Origin of the sequence: Nonomuraea sp. NEAU-A123 (assembly GCF_018603905.1) — a bacterium.
Taxonomy (GTDB): Bacteria; Actinomycetota; Actinomycetes; order Streptosporangiales; family Streptosporangiaceae; genus Nonomuraea.
This window is the reverse complement of the sequence record NZ_JAHFZZ010000008.1, coordinates 290,523-310,912: the sequence shown is the minus strand read 5'-3', so window position 1 is coordinate 310,912 and position 20,390 is coordinate 290,523. Positions and strand designations below refer to the sequence as shown.

Sequence of the window (20,390 nt, the reverse complement as noted above, 5' to 3'; positions counted from 1 at the left end):
CCTGGCCGACGGTCACCGATCAAGAGTGGAGCAAAATCCGGCCGGCGGCCCGCACTTTCGGCAAGTCGCTCGTCATCGGATGATCGTGGTCCAGTCGCGGCGGCCCTCGTTCACGACCGCGAGCTGCCGCTGGTAGACGTCGGCCGTCTCCCCGTTGGAGAAGCGCAGGTACGTGTGGAAGGTGAAGGCCCAGGCGTCCTCGCCCTTCGGGTCGATCCGGACATTGATCGTCCCGCCCCACAGCCGCGCCAGGTCTCCGGGCGGGCTGATGACGTTCAGCGGGATGCGGGCCGACCAGGCGTTCTCGGCCCATTGGCCGAGAACGCCGGTCAGGAGGGCGATGGTCTGCCCCCTACGGTCGCGGACGGTCACCGTGACGATGGTCTCGGTGTCCTTGGCCTCGTTGATGGTGTGGAAACGGATCTCACCCGACTGGAGCAGCGCGGTGCCGGCGGGGGCGACGGGGACGGGGCTCGGACAGGCGAACATCAGAGCGGCCGCCAGCTTCATGATGGGGAACGCCATGGGGCCCTCCTCGTTCGTGCGTGCTGGCAGTAATTCTCCTGTCACGAAAAGCGATCGTCTATAACTAAAGGTGCCGGTAACCGTCGGTGGCCGTGATGAGCTCGTGCAGCGTGCCGGGCTCGGCGCCCGCGTGGCCGGCGTCCTCGACGATCCGCAGCTCCGCCTCCGGCCAGGCGAGCTGCAGGTCCCACGCCGCGTCCGGCGGCGTCTTCATGTCATAGCGGCCGTTCACGATCACGCACGGGATGTGCCGGATCGCGGCCACGTCGAGCAGTTCCCCGTCCTTCAGGAAACACCCCTGGCTGAAGTAGTGCGCCTCGATGCGCGAGAAGCTCACCAGCTCCCGGTCGTCGAGGGGCGGTGGGGCGGCGGGGAGCAGCGTGTTCGCCGACAGCTCCCAGGCCGCCCACGCCCGCGCGGCCGGGAGGTGTACCTCCGGGTCCGGGTCGGACAGCCTGCGATGGTAGGCGGCGACCAAGTCGTCCCGCTCCGCCTCCGGGATGAAGTCGCGAAAGGCCGCCCACTCCCGCGGGAACAGCCGGGCCGCCCCGGTGCCGGTGAACGCCCACACGTTGTCGGCCTCGGTCGCCAAGTAGACACCGCGCAGCACCAGCTCGCTCACCCGCTCCGGGTGCCGCCGCGCGTAGGCCAGCGCCAGCGTCGACCCCCACGACCCGCCGAACACCTGCCAGCGCTCGATGCCGAGCCACTGCCTGAGCCGCTCGATGTCCGCCACGAGGTGCCAGGTCGTGTTGGCCTCCAGCGACACCCCGGGGTCCGCCGCATGCGGTCGACTGCGCCCGCAGTTGCGCTGCTCGAACAGCACGATCTTGTATGCCTCGGGGTCGAAGAACCGCCGTTGCGCCGGCAGCAACCCACCGCCCGGACCGCCGTGAAGAAAGACGACAGGTTTGCCGTCGGGGTTGCCGCAGACCTCCCAGTAGATCTCGTTCCCGTCGCCCACCTCGAGCATCCCGGTCTCGTACGGCTCAATCGGCGGATAAAACGTCTTTTGTCCCATAGCTATCAGACATACTCGCCGCGGCTGCCCGGCGCGCAACCTGCGGTGAATGACCTGCGATGTCCCAGAGCCCGGAAGATCGAGGGACCGGCAAGCAGCAGGTCGAGCAGACCTTTGGCGGGCCATCGGGAGACCCCGGCGGTGGCGCTCTGGGCGCGCAGCGCGGAGCCCGGCCGGACATAAGAAAACCCGGCCCACAAGGAGCCGGGTGGTATATGTCTCCAGAATAGCAGGCGAGCTTCACAGGCGCGGGGCGATTGCCGTCACCAGCCCGGTGGGCGTGTATACGCGCTGACGGTCGAAGGGAGCTGGCACTTGATCAGATCACCTGCGGTCAGCTGATACCACCAGTGCCGTCCAACCCCATCTGCGGCCTGGCCGCGCAGCGCTCCCGCGAGGTAGTTGCCGCTGGGGTTGACCAGGCCAACAGGGACGTGCTGCCGGACCTGCTCGATGGGAAAGCGCAGGTCACTGTCGTTGGAGATGACGACGGCCGCGTCAACTACACCCTTGAAGACATCAAGGAGAAGGTGCGAGGCAACGTTGACGTCAGAACCCTTCTCCTCGCGATAGGCGTAGGAGACCATGAAGCTCGCGCCTGGGACCGACGCGCCTGCCGAGTCACACACCTGGATCGGCCACGTGGGACGCGCGAGCACGGGCCGGCCCGCCCGGTCCCGTACAGCGAGCGGCGCGTACTTCACCCGGGAGACACAGTAGCCGAACTCGATGTGATCGACGCTGCCGCTGGCCCGCAGGGCGTTGATGTAGACGCTCTGATCACGCTGGCCATCAGGGTTGTCCGCGCCATCGATGCGGGCGGTGCAGTACACCACCCGGTCAACATCGGCTGTCTGCCAGTTGGTTCGACCGGCGACGAGGCGACCGTACCGGAATCGATCACGCTTCGTAGTCGATTCGCGACATCTGGCCATCCATGCTCAGCTGCCGCACCGATCCCGAGCATCTGCAGGCCGGGCCGGTGGAGAGCAGGGACGACGGCAGATCTATTACGGCACCCTCGCCGTCGGCTGGATCGCCCCGCTGGACGGCCTGGGCGCGGACCATCCGTGCGTACAGGCCGTGCCGGTTGCCCAGTAGTTCGGGGTGGGCGCCCCGCTCCACGACGCGCCCTTCATCCAGGACGACGACGGTGTCGAACGCGTCCAGGCCGCCGAACCGGTGGGTGATCATCACCGTCGTCATCCCCCTGCGCCGCAGCAGAACCGCGTGGATGACCTCGCGTTCCGTCAGCGGGTCGAGTGCGGAGGTCGCCTCGTCCAGGACCAGGACGGGCGCGTCGCTCAGGAGCGCGCGGGCCAGGGCGATGCGCTGGCGTTCACCACCGGAGAACAGCGCACCCCGCTCACCGACCACGGAGTCGTAGCCGTCGGGCAGAGCCATGATCCGGTCGTGCATCCTGGTCGTCGTGCAGGCCGCGACCAGGTCGTCCAGGCCGGCCTCGGGGGCGGCGTAGCGGAGGTTCTCGGCGATGGAGCCCTGGAACAGCAACGCTTCCTGCGGAGCCAGGCAGACGCGGCCGTCGATCCGTACCGTCCCCTCCGCCGGCTCGTACAGCCCGGCGAGCAGGTAACCGAGGGTCGTCTTGCCCGATCCGTTCGGGCCGACGATCAGTGTCGCGGAGGCGGCGGGCAGGTCGAGGGTCACCTCGCGGAGCGCCCAGCGTGCCTCGCCCTCCGGCCCCGCGTAGGCGTAGGAGGCCCCCGCGACGCGCACTTCGCCCGCTCCTCCGCCGCGTACGGCGGGCGGCGGTCCCGGTGGCAGGTCCAGGTACTCGAAGACCCTCTCGAAGGCCGCCTGGGCGGTACGGAACTCGGTGGAGATGTGCAGGATCTGCCAGAGCGGCTGATAGAGCCTCGACTGCAGCACCACGAACGCGATGAGCGTGCCGGGCGTGATCCCGTCCATGAGCCCGGCCGCGACGAACACGATGTAAGGCGTCAGTACGAAGAAGATGTGCCCCGCGCTCAGCACCGACTGAGCGGCCAGCCCGGCGCGGACCCCCAGCCGGGCCAGCCGTTCGCTCTCCGCCCCGAACACCGCGGCCTCGTGGCTGTCGCGTCCGTGCACCCGGGCGAGCGTGATGCCGCCCAGCGAGAGGCGTTCGGCGGCGATGGAGGCGATCTCCGCGCGGGCCCGCTGGCCGGCGACAGACAGGACCTTGAGCGCGCGTCCCGAACGGGCGGAGACCCACAGGATGGCCGGCGCCAGGCACAGGGTGACGCTCGCGAGCGGCCAGGACAGCGAGAACATCGCCCCCAACGCGAACAGGAACGCGAGGAGACTTCCGAGCAGGCTGGGCAGCGTGTCCTTGATCGCGTCCTCGATCTGGTTCGTGTCGTTGGCCAGCCGCGACTGGATCTCGCCGCTCCTGGCGGCGGCGAAGAAGCCGAGCGGCATCCGCTGCAGGTGACCGAACAGCCGCGTACGCAGCGAGTGGATGACCCGCTGGGCCATGCGGGCCGAGACCCACGTCTGGGCCAGATCGACGCCCGCCGCCCCGGCCGCCGTGACCGCCGCCAGAGCGGCGATCAGCGCCAGCAGGTCGGGCCGTGGACCGTCCTTGCCGAACAGGGCGCGGTCGAAGACGACCTGGGTCAGCAGCGGGATGGCGGCGTTCAGCGCGGAGAAGATCGCGACCAGCAGCACGACGAGCAGGACGGCACGGCGATACGGCGTGAACAGCCGGATGATCCTGCGAGTCGTCACGTCTGCCGCCCTCTCAGAGGCCCTCGGAGCTCTGAAACGGCGTGCGGCCCATGCCTGCCGCACGCCGTTCCGTCATCAGTTGGTGTCGGTGCAACCCGGGTGCTTGAGGCAGTTGCTCAGCAGCGCCGACTCCGTGGTGCTCGGCTCACGCTCCTGCAGGTTCTGCAGGTCCTGAACGTCGAAAGACATGTTTCTCCCCCCTCTCTGATTTCCGTTCCTCCTGGCGTCGCCGTGCTCGGGGCACGGCGAGATCATGGGGAGCGCCGATGACGTCGTCGAGCATCCACAGGCGCGGATGTCCGTGACGCAGGCGCAGCAGGAAGGCGAGGACGCCCGCGGTCCCGCCGAGGTAGGTCGGCACGGTCCGGCCCAGGCGATCGGGTACGTGCAGCCGGCCCGCGTGCCTGACGGCCCGCGCGCTCAGGCACGCTGCCAGATCCTCCGCCCATCGGTGGTACCGCTCGTCCGCGGTGAACCGGGCCATGTCGAGAAGGAAGTCGCCCTCACCGGGCAGGCCGTGGCAGAGCGCCGAGCCCGACTGCCACCGAGTCCGGTGTACGGCGATCGCCGCGTGTTCGGCGAGTTCCAGGGCGGCCGGATCGTTCGTCGCGTTCCAATAGCGGATCAGGAAGGAGCCGACGCCCGACGAACCGCTGCACCAGTGGGGACGGCGGGGCCGTACGGACTCGCGCTCATCGCGCCTGAACGGCCACCAGGCCGTGTCCCCGTCGACGTCGGCGTGCTCGTAGAGGGCGTGGGCCACCTCGCGTACGGTCTCCATCCAGTCCGCCCTGCCGAGGGCGACGCCTCCATAGAGCAACGCGGTGCCGACTCCGGCCAGGCCGTGGGCGAAGCCGAAGTGGTTGGTGCCGGCGAGGCTGGAGTCGAGGGTCGCCTGTGTCGGCCATTGCGGGCGCCCTTCGTATGAGGACCGCGCGTCGTGCAGGTTCTGGAGCATCTCCGTGGCCCGCTCGCGCAGCGCGGGGTCGTCCGCGCGGATGGCGAGGCGCAGGGTGGCCATCGCGCATCCGGCCAGGCCGTGGGTGACGTCGGGGCTGGGATGGTCGGTCGGCAGCCGGTACGCGGCCCGTACCGCGAAGTCCCTCGACTCCTCGTCGGCCGCCGCCTCGTACAACGCCCAGAGGGCACCGGATCGCCCGGCGTACAGGCCGGGAGGCCAGACATCCTCTTCGGCGAGGCGTCGGCGGAGCCAGCGCGAGACCGCGCCGGTCTGTTCGGGTGGGAGGACCGCGAGGATGCCCGCAGCGCCGGCGCTCACCGAGCAGGGATCGGCTTCGAGCCCGTAGGTGATGTTGGGCCAGGGTGACGGGCAGTCGGGGCGGTCGTCCATGGTCTCGGCCAGCCAGGCGAGCCCGTCGGAGATGAGGTCGTCCGCGGTCACCCGAGGGTGCGGAGCTGGTCGCACGTCGGGCTGTCCGAGGTCGGCCAGGAACCGTGTGCAGGCGTCGAGTGTCCAGCGGTCATCCGGCTCGGCGAGCAGGCCCGCCACCATCGGCCGCAGCGCCGCCAGGGTGGGGTTGCTCTCGGCGACCCTGGCCAGGTGGTCGGCGGTGCGCGTGCCCCACGCCAGGCCCGCCGCCTCGTCTTCCGAGAGGTCTTCCGCCAGGCCGAGATCGGCGCCGACCGCGAGGAAGTAGGTCAGCGCTCCGAGGCTGTAGAGATCCGCCGTCGCCGGGGGAGCCTGGTGGAAGGCGCCGGTGTGCGGGGCGAGTTCCGGCGCCAGATAGCCGGGGGTGCCGCCGATCATGACGGTGGTGCCCTGCTTGGCCGCGTACTCGAGGTCGACGAGCCGGACCTGGCCGTCCGGCAGGATCATGACGTTGCCGGGCGACAGATCGCGGAAGACGTAGCCGTGGCGATGCACCTCCCGCAGCAGGCCGACCAGGCGCGAGACGACCGGTACGACCTCCTCGACCGCGCATCCGAAGCCGTCCGGGCCGAGAGGCGTCGCGTGCGCCTCCGACCAGCGATGCGCGGTGCGGCCCGGCACCAGCTCCTCCGCGAGGAACGCGTGGCCGCCCTGCTCGAAGTAGTCGACGACGGCGGGCACGCCATCGGTGGCGGCGAGGTCGTCGAGAGCGGCGCGTTCCGCCGCCAGCCGGACTCTGGCGTCTCGGCCGCTGAGGTCGGAGGAGGCGTGCGGGCGACCCTCCTTGATGATGACCTCGCGTCCGGTCTTCGTGTCTTCGGCGAGGTACACGCCGCCCCTGTTCGCGTGTCTGATCGCCTCCCGCACCACGAACCGGTCGTTGAGCATGACCGCCGACGCCTTCGACGGCCCGCCGAGCCGTTGAAAGCCGAGCCGCTGAAAGGGCGAGGCGGCGAAGCTCGGCGGGGTGAAGGCGGCCGTCCGCTGGTCGCGGACCAGCTCTCCGCCCGGAGCGCGCAGCCGTACCTCGTAGAACCCGTCGTTGCCCAGAGTCCGGTGCCCGGAGAAGGCCCCGTAGCGGTAGTGGACGATGCCGCCCGCGCGGTAGGGCCGGTCGGAGAGGATCACCGGCCCCGGCAGCCCCCTGGTCGCCTCGTCAAGGAGGGCCGCCAGCCGTATCGACTCGGCATCGTCGGCCGGGTAGGCCGTGACGAACTTGCCCGCCTGCGCCCTCGCGCAGTGCGGCGAGAGCAACTCCCAGTAGGCGCCCAGCTCGGCGGGGAACTTGAAGGCGCACCCCGCCTCGATGAGCACGCGGGCGACCTGGGCGAGGACGAAGGGCGCCGACAGCATCGTCGCGGAGACATGCAGCTTCCATCCCTGCTCAGGCATCGGATAGCCATCAGGAGTGACCCTGCACCAGAAATCGGACGCCTCGACCGACCAGCCCGCCTCGCCGGACCGCGCCAGCTCGGCGGTCACGAGGTCGCGCAGAATGGTCGCATCAGCCCCCACGGCACTACCCCCCGATTTCGGCGCCGTCTGGTGGAGGCGCTCGACACGAAGGTCGCTGACGGGTCTTGCAATTCGCTGACAGGTAGCTGTCTTCCGAAATCAGTGGCCGTGCGCGCGCTACGGCTGCGCAACGTCACGAACATCGTCTAAGGCACTCGTTGGGTTCGCGACGACCGCGGCTCGCGACAACTGTCGATCTTCGTTGTCCTCACATTCAACTGATGATTACGCGATGGCCGAACCCTGCTTCCCCGCACCCACGCAGCAAGATCATGGTTGGCGTCCGGAGTATAGGCCCTCCGATATCCCGTGGATCCGGGAGGAATTATTGCGACTTGCGACAAAAGTTGACCAATGTCCGACTTAATCTTCTTGAGATCTTTCAATTGGAGATTAGGTGGCAGATTGACACGTCTTGGGGGGATACTCGTGCGCAGGGCGTAAAAGCGCCATCACTTTTCACGCGAGTACACCATGAAAGGGCGGTTGGCATCCCCATGTCTACTGACGTGCCTAACACTTTGGTGTATGTGGAGAGGGAGCTCATCCTACCCGTTGCGGTCAAGCTTGTGGGATCCTCGCTGGCGACCAAGAACAGTGAAAACTTGGCTGGCGGGATCAATTGGCTCGTCACGACTAGATTTGGGCTCGGAAGTGAAAACAGTGCCGAGACGCGACTGGCCGACCTCTTTCCTGAAGATATCTTCTCCTTTGCTTATCCGAAGATCCGCGATAAGGACCTTCGTGTCCGGGGCTTCGCCAAGGAGGTGAGCGAGAGACGGGTGGCGCCGCCGGATGTGGTGAGCGTCAATGGCGTTCTCCGGCTGCCCGAGTTGGGAACAAAGGCGCGCGACCCCTTCTCGCCTGATGCTGTGGAGGTCCAGCACACCCACAAAATCTACGGGTTCAACTGTTTTACTGGGATCCTCGAGGATGACGGGTTCCGTATTCCGCTGTACTTCCTGCTGGATTCCGCGAGAATCGTTTCGTATGCCCATGAGAAGCCTGTCGAAGTGGTGGGGGTGGCGAAATGGTCCCCTACGTACGAGGTCGCCGGCCACGCAGTAAATTGCTCCTTGCTGGTGGCGGCCCTTCTCTTGCGCAGATGATGGGAGTTTAGCTATCGATCCACACTCGTCGCTGCAGAGTAACCGAGTTCTGCTGTGCGACCTAGCCTATGTGGTGCCTTGGGCGTTCGCAGTTTTTGGTTTGCATGATATTCATGATTGGGTTTCGGCGGCACTGTTGGCGCTGATGATTGGAGCTTGGAGGCAGGATTGGAAAGCGTCCCGCGCCGCCCTCTTGACATTCGAGGACGACCTGGTCCTCATCGATCTGATTACAGTGGCTAACTATGTTGGCGTAATACATGGCCTTCGACTGCCTCCCACAAGTCCACTTCCCCTAAGTAGTAGAACGGTTTTCCATTGGACTATGACTATTGTTCTCTACATAGCGTGGAATCTGCTTGCCCTTCGCAGAATGAACTCCGAGATCAGAAGAATACTGTTCATATTTAGTGTGGCCGAGATTCCCGCAGTGGCCGTGGGGGCCTTTTTGCTGGTCGTCGCCATCTATGGAGAGGCTCTCGGGATCGTGTTAACCGAACTTCAGGCAACGATAGCAGTTCTGTTTCTCGGACTATTTCATGGGACTCTGCTTTATAGTTGGCGAAAGGTGATAACTCGTAAGGTGCGTACAGCGTCAATCGTATAGCAGTTGCAGCGAATGGCATCGACCATAGTCTGCAAGATAAGCGGTGGAGATGTTGATCGTGCTGTCTGGAAGTTTGGTTCGACCCGGCGTCGTCTCAACTCCGGTCAGAGGGCTACATGACAAGTCGTTTGGTGCGCCGGTTGGATCCGGCCGGCATCTCTTCCAGGGTGTGTATCACCACCTCCTCCACTTGGGCATCGGGGGTGGTGCGGGGCATGCCGGGCCGCCACCGCCACGTTGCCGCCGCCCTCGGCACAGGCCAGCACGATCCGAGCCCGCATCGCCAGCCCTTGAGCAGTCGAGCGACGCCTGACCCAGCCCACCAGCGTCCGCCGCTCTTCCTCGGATAACGGGCTCTTCGAACTTAGGCGGGGTTGAGGCATCCGCGGCCTTTCCTGGTGGTGGCGCAGCGGGTGCGTAACCGTTGGTTTTCCGGGTTGCGGAAGCCGTAGGCGTCGCGGGCGACGGTCTTGATGACGCGGTTGGTGCCTTCGGAGCCGGCGTTAGTGATGCCGGTCTGGATGAAGGTGAGAATTTCCGGCCACCAGGTGTCGATCGTGGTGGCCAGTCGTTCGAGTTCGGGCAGGCCAGAGGCTGCGCAGCGGTCGTAGAAACGGAACAGCCGGTCGGCGATGACGGTCCGATCGGGGTGGGTGCGGGCCAGGTCCAGCAGGTCTTCCTTGGCGTTCCACGCGGCCAGGATCGGCGTGCCGATGCGGCCGAGCGCGTGCAGGTCATCGACCATCGGATCCAGCTGGCAGGCGTGCATCCGGGCGGCGGAGCGGGTGAGCCGGTTGCGTAGTTCCCACTCGCGGTTGCCCTTGCGTCCGCGCCGGCCGCGAATCTGGACGGTGACGCGGCGGCGGACCTCGGTGAGGGCCTGGTTGGCCAGTTGCACCACGTGGAAGTGGTCGATGACCAGGCGGGCCCGCGGTAGCGCGGTGCGCACGGCGGATTTGAAGATGGTGCACATGTCGATCGCGACGAAGGCCACCTGCCCTCGCCAGGCCTGGCTGCGCTGGTTGAGCCAGCCGGTGACGGCGGCGATGGTGCGGCCCTCGACCTGGCCGAGCAGCCCCTGATCGCCAGACAGGTCCACGAAGCCGGTGTGCCAGCGATCCACCGCCGTGCTCCAGGTGCCGGTGGCCTCGTCCAGGACCCAGTGGGGGCGCCCCCGGCGGATCTCATCGATGCCCAGCACCGAGACGGGCTCAGGCTGGACGGGCAGCACCTGACGGGCATGCTCGGTGAAGGCCGCGCAAACGATCGGCCACGACACCTGGTGATCACGCGCTGACTGGATCACCGTTCGCCCACCGTCACCGACGGCGGCACCCGTGGCCTGGCGTAATCGCCGGGTCAGCCGGGAGCGTGCGGGGATCTGCGGCACCTGCTCGGTGAACGTCCGGCGCGGGCACCTCTGCTGGTCACACCACCAGCGGCGTTTACGCCAGCGCAGCCGGCAGTGCCGCCCGCCCATCGGCAGGTCACGCGGGCGGGTGGTCACCCATTCCTTCATCCGGACCGCGGCAACCCCACACTGCGGGCAGCATCTGGCTCGCTCATCTGCGGTGGACAGGTGCACGACGGGTCCATCCTGTGCTCCGTCACCTGCGGCGACGACCTTCGTGACGGCCACCCCGTCCAGGCCGAGCAGCAGCGTCGTATCGTTGACCATGCTCGTGGCTTCTCTGCTGTGATCTTCTTGCGTCGACAACAAGAAGGATCACCGAGAGCCACGAGCTCTCTCAAGCCCCCCGGGCCAGGCTGGACCTCAGACCCCGATCAAGTTCGAAGAGCCGGATAACGCCGCCGGCTCGAGCCTGCTGTCTGCCATCTCTCCAGCCGACCTCAGCAGCCAGGCACCGTCACCACCGCACAGCCAACCTGAAACAGCAACCATCTCATGTGGTGTCCCTGATACTCGCGACCAGCTCACTAGGTGGGGCAGGGGAGCGCCTTCGCCGAGGCGATCCAGCACGTGCTTGCGAAGCCGGTCGTTGGCGCCCATCCAGGATCTGGTGTACGACCGGTTCGTCGGAGGGAAGGAGTCCATCGTCACCCGGTGTATCGGGTAGTCCTCGGTGAGCACGATGGCCGCGGTGTGGGCCGAGTACTCGAACTGCCATCGCTCCTGCCACCACAGGCAGGGGAGATAGGCGCCTGCCCGCGGGCCGAGACGGCTCCAGAGGACGAGGTCATGGCTCGGGGCCACCACGCTGACGGGGTCCAGCTCCACGTAGCGCAGCGACCGCAGGACGTGCGCAGACTCCCCGCGTCCCCCGGCAGGTGGGGGCCGGCCAGTTGCTGTCGGGACAGCACCAGCCGGCGGGCGCCTGCCTGGCTGATCCGTAGAGGGGGAGGGGGTGTCGGCATTCGGGGGTTCCTGTGGGCAACCCTGTCGATGGCCTACCTTATGGTGCCCGGCCCGCCGGTGTTCCGATGTCACATCCCCTTGTAGGTGGATACGTCGTAGAGGAATGTTCACCACTTATGTCGTCGTGGCGGTCATGACCATCGTCGTCAACGTCGGTGCCGCCGTGGCCGACTTCGCACGGGCCAGGCTCGTCGTCGCGAACGCCGCCGAAGTGGGCGTCCCGCCATCCTGGCTGCCGCTGCTCGCCACGCTCAAGCTGGCCGGAGCGGCCGGGCTCATGCTCGGCCTGGTCGGTGTTCCCTTCGTCGGTCTCGCCGCCGCGACCGGCCTCGTGCTGTTCTTCGTCGGCGCGGTCGCCGCCCACGTACGGGCCCGCGTGCTCTACAACGTGGCCTTTCCCGGCGGCTTTCTGGCGCTCGCCATCGCCTCGCTCGTGCTGGGCGCCGCCGTGCCGGGGTAGAAGGTCAGCCGAGGAACGTGGCGGTCGTCGCCACGAACCGGTCGGCGTCATCGGTCCAGGGGAAGTGGCCTGCCGCTGGTTGAACGGCGAACTCGGCGTTCGGGAACAGCTCGGCGAATGCGGCCACGGCGCTCGGAATCGAGTTCAGGTCGACCTCTCCGGCGAGCAGCAGCACCGGCGCGCTGAACGCGGAGAGTGCCGCGCGGGTGGCATCCGGGTCGTACGCGCCCTCGGCGCCGAAGGCGGCTGCGGCTTCATCGTTCCGATGGCCGTTCTGGGCGGCGTGGTGGGCTTGTGCCGCCGCGTCCCATCGGCCGTAGAAGAAGGGGTCGATGGCCTGCCGGCTGCCGTCAGTGGCGTTGCCGGCCACGATGGCCTCAAGGGCCGCGAAGGCCGCCGGGAACCAGGGCTCGTCCTCGCGCAGCCGCGCGATCTCGAGCCGGGACTCGCCGGTGGGCGCGATGCCGACGGCGAAGGTGCTCGGAGTGATCAGGGCGAGCTTGCCGACGCGCTCCGGGTGCCGGGCCGCGTACAGCGCCGCGAGGTTCGCGCCGGCGCAGTGCGCGAGCAGGTCGAAGCGGTCAAGGCCGAGGTGTTCGCGCAGCGCCTCGACATCATCGACCAGCCGGTCGCAGCGGTAGGAGGCAGCGTCCGCCGGTATCGCGGACCGGCCGGTGCCCCGAAGGTCCACCATGATCAACTGTCGATGCGCCGACAGGCCGCCGAGTTCACCGAGGTAATCGGTGTCCTGCATCGGGCCGCCCGGCAGGCAGATCACCGGGACGCCTTCTCCGAACACGTGGTAGGCGAGGTCGGTTCCGTCGTGCGCGGAGAAGGCAGGCATGGCGGCGATCCTGTCAGCGGCCTCGCGACCAGGGCAACCGGATATCCCGCCGGTCAGCGTCCCGGGTCGAAGCGGTCGTCGATGACGGTCCAGCCCGCGTCGACGACGAGGTTGGTCCCGGTGATGTACGAGGCCGCGTCACTGGCGAGGAAGGCCACCGCGGAGGCGACCTCGTCAGCGCTGCCCCACCTGCCGAAGACGGTGTGCGCGCTGTAGGCGTCCCTGGCCTTGACGTCGTCCCACAGCGGCCGGGTGAGCGGCGTGTCGATGACCCCGGGCGCGATGGTGTTGACCCGGACCCCCTGCGGGCCGACCTCGGAGGCGAGGCCGCGCGCCATCTGCAGGATGGCCGCCTTCGTGGAGGCGTACACGCCGAGCCGGGCTCGACCATCAGCGCCCGCATGGACGAGCACGCGATGATGCTGCCTCCGCCCTGCTCCGCCATGACCGCGCTGGTCTCCTGGAGGAAGAAGAACGTGCCCTTGAGGTTCAGGCCGACGATGCGGTCGAACTCCTCCTCAGTGTAGGCGGCCATCCGCTTGCGGATGTTGATGCCGGGCGTGGACACCGCGATGTCGAGCCTGCCGTACGCGTTCACGGTCGTGCGTACGGCTTGCAACGTAGGATACAAATTTGGATCCAATGTCTCAAGAGTCTGTTTCATCACCGTTTCGCATCTGTGGCCGCGGTCGATTTGACCTGTTAGGAGCTGGTATGAGGCCACATCATGGGCGGCGTGCCACCCACACGGTCCGTGCGGTGCGGACGTGGAGGTCGCCGCGGCGCAGGATGCCCTCGGGCCCGTCGCCGTCGAGAAGGGCGTCGAGCGCGGCCAGGTCGCCGGCGCTCAGCCGGTCCTTCAGGCCGGATCGCAGACGCCGCAGGGATGCCTGGGCGTAGCGGGCGGCGGAGGCGGGAAGCGGGGGCGTCAGATCGACGGCGAAGGTCCGTTCGGCCTCGATGGTGAAGCCGGCCACGATCAGGCGAGGGCCCCAATCGGAGCCGAGATGCGGTACGTGGACGGCGTGTTCTTCGGCCATAGCGGCATGGCAGCGCGCCTCGAGTCCGGGACGGCCGATGCCGAGGTCTTCGGGCAGGAAGCGCGGGAAGGAGTCCATCTCGACTGCCACCAGGAGCCCGCCGGGCCGCAGTGCGGCGAAGACGCTGGTGAGCATGCGGTCGGGGTCTGCCATGTGGTGCAAGGACGCGGACGCCCACACCAGGTCGACGGGGGCGATATCGGGCCATGTGGCGTCCAGATCCGCCTGAATGGTACGAACTCGATCAGCCATGCCCAGCTCATCAGCCTTGTTCCTGAGGTGGTGCAGTAGTGGCGCGGAGATGTCCAGGGCGGTCGCGTCGGCCTGGACGAAGCGCTCCAAGAGGGCGAAGGTGCCGGTACCGGTTCCGCTGCCGAGATCGAGGATGCGGCGAGGGGCCGGGTCGGCGGCGAACCCGCCGATCCAGGCGGTCAGCTCGGACAGGTATGAGTGCAGCACTTCCGCGTCTAGGTCCAGGAGCTCGGCCATCGCCATGTCGTCGGTTCCGGCTGCGGAGTGGTGGTCCTGGTGCTGGTGGGTTGCCATGCTCGGACCCTACGCCCGTCTTGCCGACATGGCATAGGCTCTTGCGTATGAAGCAAGACGGGGATCTCGACGGTCTGGTCCGCATGCGGATCAGGGGACTGCGTACGGCCCGGGGCTGGTCACTCGACGACCTGGCCGCCCGCTGCTACCTGAGCCCCTCCACCCTGAGCCGGATCGAGACGGGTCACCGGCGCATCAGCCTCGACCAGCTGACCGCGATCGCCCGCGCCCTGGAGACCACCCTCGATCAACTCGTGGAGTCGGCCACCGACGACGATGTGGTGATCAGGCCCCAGCGCGATGAGGCGCGGGGGATGACCACCTGGACGCTGAGCCGGGAGCCCGGGCCGCACGGCATGACCGTGGCCAAGATCCGTCTCACCAAGCCGCCGCCGCGGCGGGACACCGCCGAGCTGGGGGTCCACCCCGGCAGGGACTGGTTCACCGTCCTGTCGGGGACTGTCGTGCTGCTGCTGGGGGAGCGCACCATCCTGGTCGAGGCCGGTCAGGCGGCGGAGTTCGCCACGATGATCCCCCACGCCTTCGGCGCGCACGACGGTCCGGCCGAGATCCTGACCATCCTCGACCACGACGGACAGCGCACCCACCTCCGCCGCGCACCCTGACTTCTCAGCTCAGGACAGATACAGTCCGACGGACGTCTGCAGGGCGTCGAGCCGGCGGCTGGCCGCGGCCTGGACGTCCTCGACATGGATCCTCGCGTGCCTCTCCGCACTCTCACGGTCGCGGCGCATCAGCGCCTCGACAATGCGCTGATGGCCTTCCACGCAGGTGACGACCTCGTCCCTGGTGAAGAGGACGGCCATGTTGTACGTGATGCCGAAGTCGCGGTTGCGCAGCCATTCGTCCAGCAGCCGGCCGTTGCCCGAGGCCTGCACGATGGCCAGGTGGAAGTCGCGGTTCATCCGGCCCAGCTCGGCGCGTGGCCGCTGCACGTACTCCTCGATCGGCCCGTCGTAGAACGCGGCGATCCTGCCCAGTTGCTCCTCGGACGCGCGCACGGCGGCCAACCCGGTGGCCATCGCCTCGAGGGCGCACCGCACCTCGTAGATCTCGCGGATCTCGTCCGGCGTGTGCTCGCGCACCACCCAGCCCTGCCGCTCCCGGACGACCAGCCCCTGATCGACCAGCCGCATCAGGGCGACGCGTACGGGAGTGCGGCTGCTGTTGAGCTGCGCCGCCACCTCGTCTTCCGGCAGCCGCTGGTTGGGGCGGTATCTGCCCTGGAGGATCGCGGCCCGTATGTGCTCGTATGCCTGGTCGCCGAGCGACTGCCCGCTACCCGCACGAGGCCTCCTGCGCTTGGCCGCAGGCTCCTCCGTACGTGTCCTGCCGGGTCGTTCGGCCATCAATCCTCCGGTCCGTCGCCTGTCAGGCCGTTGTTCATCGAGATTCTTCCAGTATGCGGTGAGATCCAGAAATCCCGGCATGGCCGCCGTTTTCGCCGGTGCCCCACAGCCACCCGACAAGACAGAAAGGAGGCGTAGTGGTTCTCCAAGAGTTCGGCACTCCGCTGATCCTGAGCGAGATGGAGAAACCCGCCGCCGGCCCGGGCCAGGTACTGGTCAAGGCCAGCGGCGTCAACCCGCCCGCCGACGGGATCCCGCTCGACCGCGGGGCAGGCCGTCCCAAGGCGCCTCAGGCCGGAGAAGTATCCTGCAATCACGGTCGCAACCGTGAAGCTGGCAGTCGGCGGAAACGGCGGTCGGGGATCGGTCGCGCTGTGGTGCGGAACTGCGACGACTGAGGAGACGAGATGACAACGCGACCCCCATTGCCTCCGTTCACCCGCGAGAGCGCCATAGAGAAAGTCCGGCTGGCGGAAGACGGCTGGAACACCAGGGACCCCGAGAAGGTGGCGCTGGCCTACTCCAAGGATTCACGCTGGCGGAACCGGGCGGAGTTCGCGACGGGACATGATGAAATCGTGGCGTTCCTCCGGCGGAAGTGGGCCAGAGGGCTCGACTACCGGCTGATCAAGGAGCTGTGGGCCTTCACCGGGGACCGGATCGCGGTCCGCTTCGCCTACGAGTGGCATGACGACGCGGGCAACTGGTTCCGCTCGTACGGGAACGAAAACTGGGAGTTCGACGAGCAGGGCCTGATGCGGGCAAGGCATGCGAGCATCAACGACCTGCCGATCCAGGAGTCGGACCGGAAGTACCACTGGCCCCTGGGGCGCCGCCCGGACGATCACCCGGGCCTGACCGATCTCGGCTTCTGACCGACCACTGTCGAACCGGATAAGCGGCACCAGGTGTTCCGGATCGCCGCCAACACACGGGTCGCATCCGTGCGCTGACGACCGCCGGCGACCCTCAGCCCTGTTCAGCGAGCTGGGTCCAACAGGCACCGGCCTGTCCGCAGCCGCTCCGGGGCCCGCCCGCCCGGCTCCCGCTCCCGCAGGCACGTACCGCTTAACCTGCAGAAACAGGGTCACGCGAAGATCCATGTGCAGCACGTCCGTGGACGTGACCCTGAGGAGAGACATGACCTACGAAACCAACCTCGCGGCCCAGCAGCGCTTCGCCACCGCCGTGATGAGCGGCGACTTCGCCATCTTCGACGAGGTGGTCGCGCCCGATGCCGTGGACCACGATCCCGCGCCGGTGCAGGGACCGGGGCCTGAGGGGTACAAGGCCCTGTTCGCCGAGATGCGTACCGCGTTCCCGGACCTGCACGTCGAGGTCGAGCACCTGACCGCCACCGAGGACGAGCTGGCCTTCGCCTACACCATCAGCGGCACCCACCTGGGCGACCTCATGGGCCACCCCGCCACCGGCAAGAAGGTCAGCTACCGCGGCATGCAGATCAGCCGCTTCGCCGACGGCAAGCTGGTGGAGCGGTGGGGCAGCAGCGACCAGCTCGGCATGCTCGCCCAGCTCGGCCTCCTCTGACCCCGCCCACCACGCACGTGGAACGGCCTGTCCACCCGGGACCGGCCGTTCCACGTCTCCGCGCCTACAGGCCGGAAATCTCCATCAGCGCGGGAACAGCTGTCTCCTCAGCAGTTCGGCGCGCACGATGGTGTCGTCGATCCAGAATGTGGTGGAGCTGGAATTGTTGGTCGCCTGCACCTGGATCTTCTTGTTGCAGTACATCCTGGAGTTGTTCGCAGGACACGTCACATACCCGGCGGCGATCATCGAACCGTCGCGCCAGCGCCGGTCATCGGGGTTGGCGGTGTCCCAGTCGAAGCGGTCATTGTCGGAATTGTTGCTCGGCGGCAGTGCCACTCCGTCGACGACGATACGGCCCCCGCACCAATTGCCGATCACGCTCGGCCCCTTGCATCGGATCTCGGCGTTCACCCAGACGGTGAGGTGTCCATGTGTCCCTCTTGGCACCTGCACGCTCACCGAGCCGCAGGTCAGGTCGGTCCATCCCCTGCCGGTGATCGTCTGCGTCTGGTGGCCGCTGATGACCTCGATTTGGTCGGTCGAGCGTTTGAACCCGGACGTGACGCAGTCCCCGGAGCCTCGGCCGTGTCCAGCGGCGGTCGCCGCCCCGGGTGCGGAGGAGGATGCGGCCTGTGCCGGCGCCACCTGTGCGGGCACGATGGCCAACGGTATGGCTGCTGCTGCGGCGGCGAGCAGAGCAGCCCGAGCTTTCCTCGTCCCGGTCCTCATATGCGTTCCTTCTCGTTGGGGAGTCCGATCGGTCACGCCCCTGTTCTTAGTGCGTTCGTGATCTCCTGAAGAACGACACGCGTCGGCCCCCTGCGGCCGAGCCGATAACTTTCCCCGTCCTTGGGTTGTTCGAGATCGAGACGAGACCGCTCTCTCAGGAGTGCCCGATGATCTGGTGCGGCCGGTAGGGAGCCTCCAGGCGGGCCGCCTCCTCTCCGCTCAGGGACACGTCCACCGCCGCGATCGCGTCGTCCAGATGACCCACCTTGCTCGCCCCGACGATCGGCGCGGCTACCCCGGACCTCTCGAGCAGCCAGGCGAGCGCGATCTGCGCCGGAGGCAGCCCTCGTTCGTCGGCGACCGCACGCACCACGTCGACGACGTCGAAGTCCGCGTCCTCGTACATGCTGTCGGCCAGCGGGTCGCTGCCGGATCGGACAGTACGCCGCATGCCGTCGCGCTGGCGGCTCCCGGTGAGCAGTCCGCGCGCCAGTGGGCTCCACGGGATGACGCCCACGCCCTGGTCCAGGCAGAGCGGGATCATCTCCCGCTCCTCCTCCCGGTAGACCAGGTTGTAGTGGTTCTGCATCGACACGAACCTGGTCCAGCCGGCCGTCTGAGCAATGTGCTGCGCTTTGGCGAACTGCCAGGCGTACATGCTGGAGGCCCCGATGTACCGCGCCTTGCCGGCCCGCACCACGTCGTGCAGGGCCTCCATGGTCTCCTCGATCGGTGTCTCGTGGTCCCAGCGGTGGATCTGGTACAGATCGACATGGTCGGTTCCGAGCCTGGTCAGTGAGGCGTCGATGGCGGCCAGCACGTGCTTGCGGGACAGCCCTCGGTCGTTCGGGCCCGGCCCCATCGGGAAGTAGACCTTCGTGGCGAGGACGTAGTCGTCGCGGCGTGCGAAGAGCTTGGCGAGCAGCCGCCCGGTGATCTTCTCGCTCGCGCCGTTCGAGTACATGTCGGCGGTGTCGAAGAACGTCACACCCGCCTCGACGGCACGCCGCACGATCGGCTCGGCCGCGTCCTCGCGCAGTATCCAGTCCCGGGCATCGGGATCGCCGTAGCTCATCATGCCCAGGCAGATCCGGGAGACCCGCAGACCCGACGAGCCCAGCTTCACATATCGCATTCCGTCTTGCCTTTCTGTAGGAGTGTCGCTCGCTCCTCGGCTTGAGGAGTCCGACGCTCGCGGTGGAGGGCGACCGAGAGCACCACGAGGCCGATTCCGGCGACCTCGGCGAGTGAGGGGAGCTGCCGGAGCACCAGGATGCCGATCACCGTCGCCGTGGCCGGAAGCAGCGCCACCAGCAGCGCGTACGTGGAACGGGCGATGCGTGCCATGGCGAGCTGATCGCACACGTACGGGATCACCGACGAACAGATCCCCACCCCGATCCCGGCGGCGAGCGTGACCGGGTCGATCACCGCGGGAGCGGCCTGCCAAACGCCCACCGGCGCGACGAACACGCAGGCGACGAGCATGGCGGCGGCCAGCCCGTCGATGCCGCCGACGCCGCGCAGCCGCTGAGCCGTACGGTGGGCCAGCACGATGTAGGCGGCGAACAGCGCCGCGTTGGCGAAGGCGAACGCCAGCCCCAGCGGGTCCCCGGCCAGCCGGACGCCGGTCAGCACGTAGACACCGCCGACGGCTGTGACGAGTGCCGCGAGGTTACGAACGGTACGGGCACCGAGCGCGGCCAGCACGATGACCGGCAGAAACTCGATCGCGGCGACGGTTCCCAGGGGCACGCGGGCGATCGCCAGGTAGAAGCAGACGTTCATGGCCGCGAGCACCGCGGCCCAAGCGATGATCATACGACGGCCCTCGGCGTCGAGCCGGGCGAGAGTCCGCCACGGGCGGCGCCAGAGCGCGAAAACGAGAGCGGCGCTCCAGATCCTCAGCGCCGCGACCCCGAGCGGGGCGAGCCTGGTGAACAGGAGCACGGCGAAAGCCGGGCCGAGGTAGTGGAAGACGGCGCTCCCGATGAAGTAGGTCCATGGAGGCGCCGCGGAGAGTACGGCGCGAGGGCCGGTGGGCGGCATGCCCCCATCGTTGGCCAGCCCGTAATTTAGGAGAATGGCGAATCGAAAGATCAGACCCGAGCGGGCGTACGAACCGAAGGGAATGGACGCCCTCGACCTTCGCATTCTCGCCGAGCTGCAGGTCGACGCCAGATTGAGCTTCGCCGAGCTGGGCCGGCGGGTCGCGCTGTCGGCCCCCGCGGTGGCCGACCGGGTGCAGCGGCTGGAGGAGACGGGAGTGATCATCGGTTATCGCGCCGAGGTCGACCCGCGGGCGCTGGGTTTTCCGGTCACGGTGATGGTTCGGATCCGTCCGGCGATCCGGGAACTGCACCGCATCTCCAAGATCGCCCAGGAGGTTCCGCAGATCGTCGAGTGCTACAGGATGACCGGCGACGACTGCTTCTACTTCACGATGCACCTGCGGGGGGTCGACGAGCTCGAACCGATCCTCGACCTGTTCACCCCGTACGGTCACACGACCACGTCTCTCATCCACACCGCACCCGTGCCCCGCCGCCCCCTGCCCCTGGAATGAGACACGGCGC

At 67.8% G+C, this 20,390-nt stretch carries 18 protein-coding genes and 1 pseudogene; 6 read left to right on the top strand and 13 right to left on the bottom strand.

Translation table 11 applies throughout. The features are described from left to right. Positions 1 to 72 precede the first annotated feature (72 nt). From KLK06_RS26575 to lanL, 5 genes are all read right to left on the bottom strand, one after another. Entirely contained in the window at positions 73 to 525 is a 453-nt protein-coding gene (locus tag KLK06_RS26575) for a hypothetical protein (protein ID WP_214638339.1), read from the bottom strand. A 64-nt stretch (positions 526 to 589) separates the two neighbouring features. Continuing rightward, positions 590 to 1,546 (bottom strand): prolyl aminopeptidase, encoded by a 957-nt coding sequence (gene pip, locus KLK06_RS26570; protein WP_214638338.1) that lies wholly within the window; start codon positions 1,544 to 1,546, stop codon positions 590 to 592. A 263-nt stretch (positions 1,547 to 1,809) separates the two neighbouring features. Beyond that, positions 1,810 to 2,481: an NYN domain-containing protein gene (locus KLK06_RS26565; protein WP_214638337.1), complete on the bottom strand. Its 672-nt coding sequence runs from the start codon at positions 2,479 to 2,481 to the stop codon at positions 1,810 to 1,812. Further along, positions 2,447 to 4,276: an ABC transporter ATP-binding protein gene (locus KLK06_RS26560; RefSeq protein ID WP_214638336.1), complete on the bottom strand. Its 1,830-nt coding sequence runs from the start codon at positions 4,274 to 4,276 to the stop codon at positions 2,447 to 2,449. The genes KLK06_RS26565 and KLK06_RS26560 overlap by 35 nt, the downstream gene beginning before the upstream one ends. Positions 4,277 to 4,421: 145 nt before the next feature. Then, complete coding sequence (lanL, locus tag KLK06_RS26555) at positions 4,422 to 7,181, bottom strand: class IV lanthionine synthetase LanL (RefSeq protein WP_214638335.1); 2,760 nt, start codon at positions 7,179 to 7,181, stop codon at positions 4,422 to 4,424. Between the two features lie 497 nt (positions 7,182 to 7,678). Here lanL and KLK06_RS26550 point away from each other — a divergent pair, with 497 nt between their 5' ends. Then, a complete protein-coding gene (locus KLK06_RS26550; RefSeq protein ID WP_214638334.1) occupies positions 7,679 to 8,290 on the top strand; it encodes a hypothetical protein in 612 nt (203 codons plus the stop codon). A 971-nt stretch (positions 8,291 to 9,261) separates the two neighbouring features. On the opposite strand, the gene KLK06_RS26545 is transcribed toward KLK06_RS26550, so the two are convergent. After that, positions 9,262 to 10,575 (bottom strand): ISL3 family transposase, encoded by a 1,314-nt coding sequence (locus tag KLK06_RS26545; protein WP_214638333.1) that lies wholly within the window; start codon positions 10,573 to 10,575, stop codon positions 9,262 to 9,264. A gap of 802 nt (positions 10,576 to 11,377) precedes the next feature. On the opposite strand from KLK06_RS26545, the gene KLK06_RS26535 reads away from it, so the two are divergent. Then, entirely contained in the window at positions 11,378 to 11,734 is a 357-nt protein-coding gene (locus KLK06_RS26535; protein ID WP_214638331.1) for a DoxX family protein, read from the top strand. Positions 11,735 to 11,738: 4 nt separating this feature from the next. On the opposite strand, the gene KLK06_RS26530 is transcribed toward KLK06_RS26535, so the two are convergent. The 3 genes and pseudogenes from KLK06_RS26530 to KLK06_RS26520 all read right to left on the bottom strand — a co-directional run bounded on the left by KLK06_RS26530 (position 11,739) and on the right by KLK06_RS26520 (position 14,164). Beyond that, the gene (locus KLK06_RS26530) at positions 11,739 to 12,578 is read right to left on the bottom strand and encodes an alpha/beta fold hydrolase (protein ID WP_214638330.1); all 840 of its coding nucleotides are present in this window, start codon (positions 12,576 to 12,578) and stop codon (positions 11,739 to 11,741) included. A 53-nt stretch (positions 12,579 to 12,631) separates the two neighbouring features. Then, positions 12,632 to 13,242, bottom strand: a pseudogene (locus KLK06_RS63130) (SDR family NAD(P)-dependent oxidoreductase). Positions 13,243 to 13,303: 61 nt separating this feature from the next. Beyond that, positions 13,304 to 14,164: a trans-aconitate 2-methyltransferase gene (locus KLK06_RS26520; protein ID WP_214638328.1), complete on the bottom strand. Its 861-nt coding sequence runs from the start codon at positions 14,162 to 14,164 to the stop codon at positions 13,304 to 13,306. A gap of 47 nt (positions 14,165 to 14,211) precedes the next feature. Between KLK06_RS26520 and KLK06_RS26515 the strand changes: the two genes are divergently transcribed. Next, positions 14,212 to 14,790 (top strand): helix-turn-helix domain-containing protein, encoded by a 579-nt coding sequence (locus tag KLK06_RS26515; RefSeq protein ID WP_214638327.1) that lies wholly within the window; start codon positions 14,212 to 14,214, stop codon positions 14,788 to 14,790. A gap of 9 nt (positions 14,791 to 14,799) precedes the next feature. Here the strand turns inward: KLK06_RS26515 and KLK06_RS26510 are convergent, their stop codons facing one another. Further along, positions 14,800 to 15,534, bottom strand: a complete 735-nt coding sequence (locus KLK06_RS26510) for a GntR family transcriptional regulator (protein WP_214638326.1) — start codon at positions 15,532 to 15,534, stop codon at positions 14,800 to 14,802. Positions 15,535 to 15,941: 407 nt separating this feature from the next. Between KLK06_RS26510 and KLK06_RS26505 the strand changes: the two genes are divergently transcribed. Both KLK06_RS26505 and KLK06_RS26500 read left to right on the top strand, forming a co-directional pair. Next, positions 15,942 to 16,409, top strand: coding sequence for a nuclear transport factor 2 family protein (locus tag KLK06_RS26505; RefSeq protein WP_214638325.1), 468 nt, complete (start codon positions 15,942 to 15,944; stop codon positions 16,407 to 16,409). A 265-nt stretch (positions 16,410 to 16,674) separates the two neighbouring features. Beyond that, on the top strand, positions 16,675 to 17,082 hold the full coding sequence (locus KLK06_RS26500) for an ester cyclase (RefSeq protein ID WP_214638324.1): 408 nt from the start codon (positions 16,675 to 16,677) through the stop codon (positions 17,080 to 17,082). Positions 17,083 to 17,166: 84 nt separating this feature from the next. Here the strand turns inward: KLK06_RS26500 and KLK06_RS26495 are convergent, their stop codons facing one another. The 3 genes from KLK06_RS26495 to KLK06_RS26485 all read right to left on the bottom strand — a co-directional run bounded on the left by KLK06_RS26495 (position 17,167) and on the right by KLK06_RS26485 (position 19,863). After that, the gene (locus tag KLK06_RS26495) at positions 17,167 to 17,742 is read right to left on the bottom strand and encodes a hypothetical protein (RefSeq protein ID WP_214638323.1); all 576 of its coding nucleotides are present in this window, start codon (positions 17,740 to 17,742) and stop codon (positions 17,167 to 17,169) included. Between the two features lie 226 nt (positions 17,743 to 17,968). Then, the gene (locus tag KLK06_RS26490; RefSeq protein WP_214638322.1) at positions 17,969 to 18,949 is read right to left on the bottom strand and encodes an aldo/keto reductase; all 981 of its coding nucleotides are present in this window, start codon (positions 18,947 to 18,949) and stop codon (positions 17,969 to 17,971) included. After that, the gene (locus KLK06_RS26485) at positions 18,937 to 19,863 is read right to left on the bottom strand and encodes a DMT family transporter (RefSeq protein WP_214638321.1); all 927 of its coding nucleotides are present in this window, start codon (positions 19,861 to 19,863) and stop codon (positions 18,937 to 18,939) included. Before KLK06_RS26485 ends, KLK06_RS26490 begins: the two co-directional genes overlap by 13 nt. Before the next feature lie 34 nt (positions 19,864 to 19,897). Between KLK06_RS26485 and KLK06_RS26480 the strand changes: the two genes are divergently transcribed. After that, a complete protein-coding gene (locus tag KLK06_RS26480) occupies positions 19,898 to 20,380 on the top strand; it encodes an Lrp/AsnC family transcriptional regulator (RefSeq protein WP_214638320.1) in 483 nt (160 codons plus the stop codon). Positions 20,381 to 20,390: the final 10 nt, after the last annotated feature.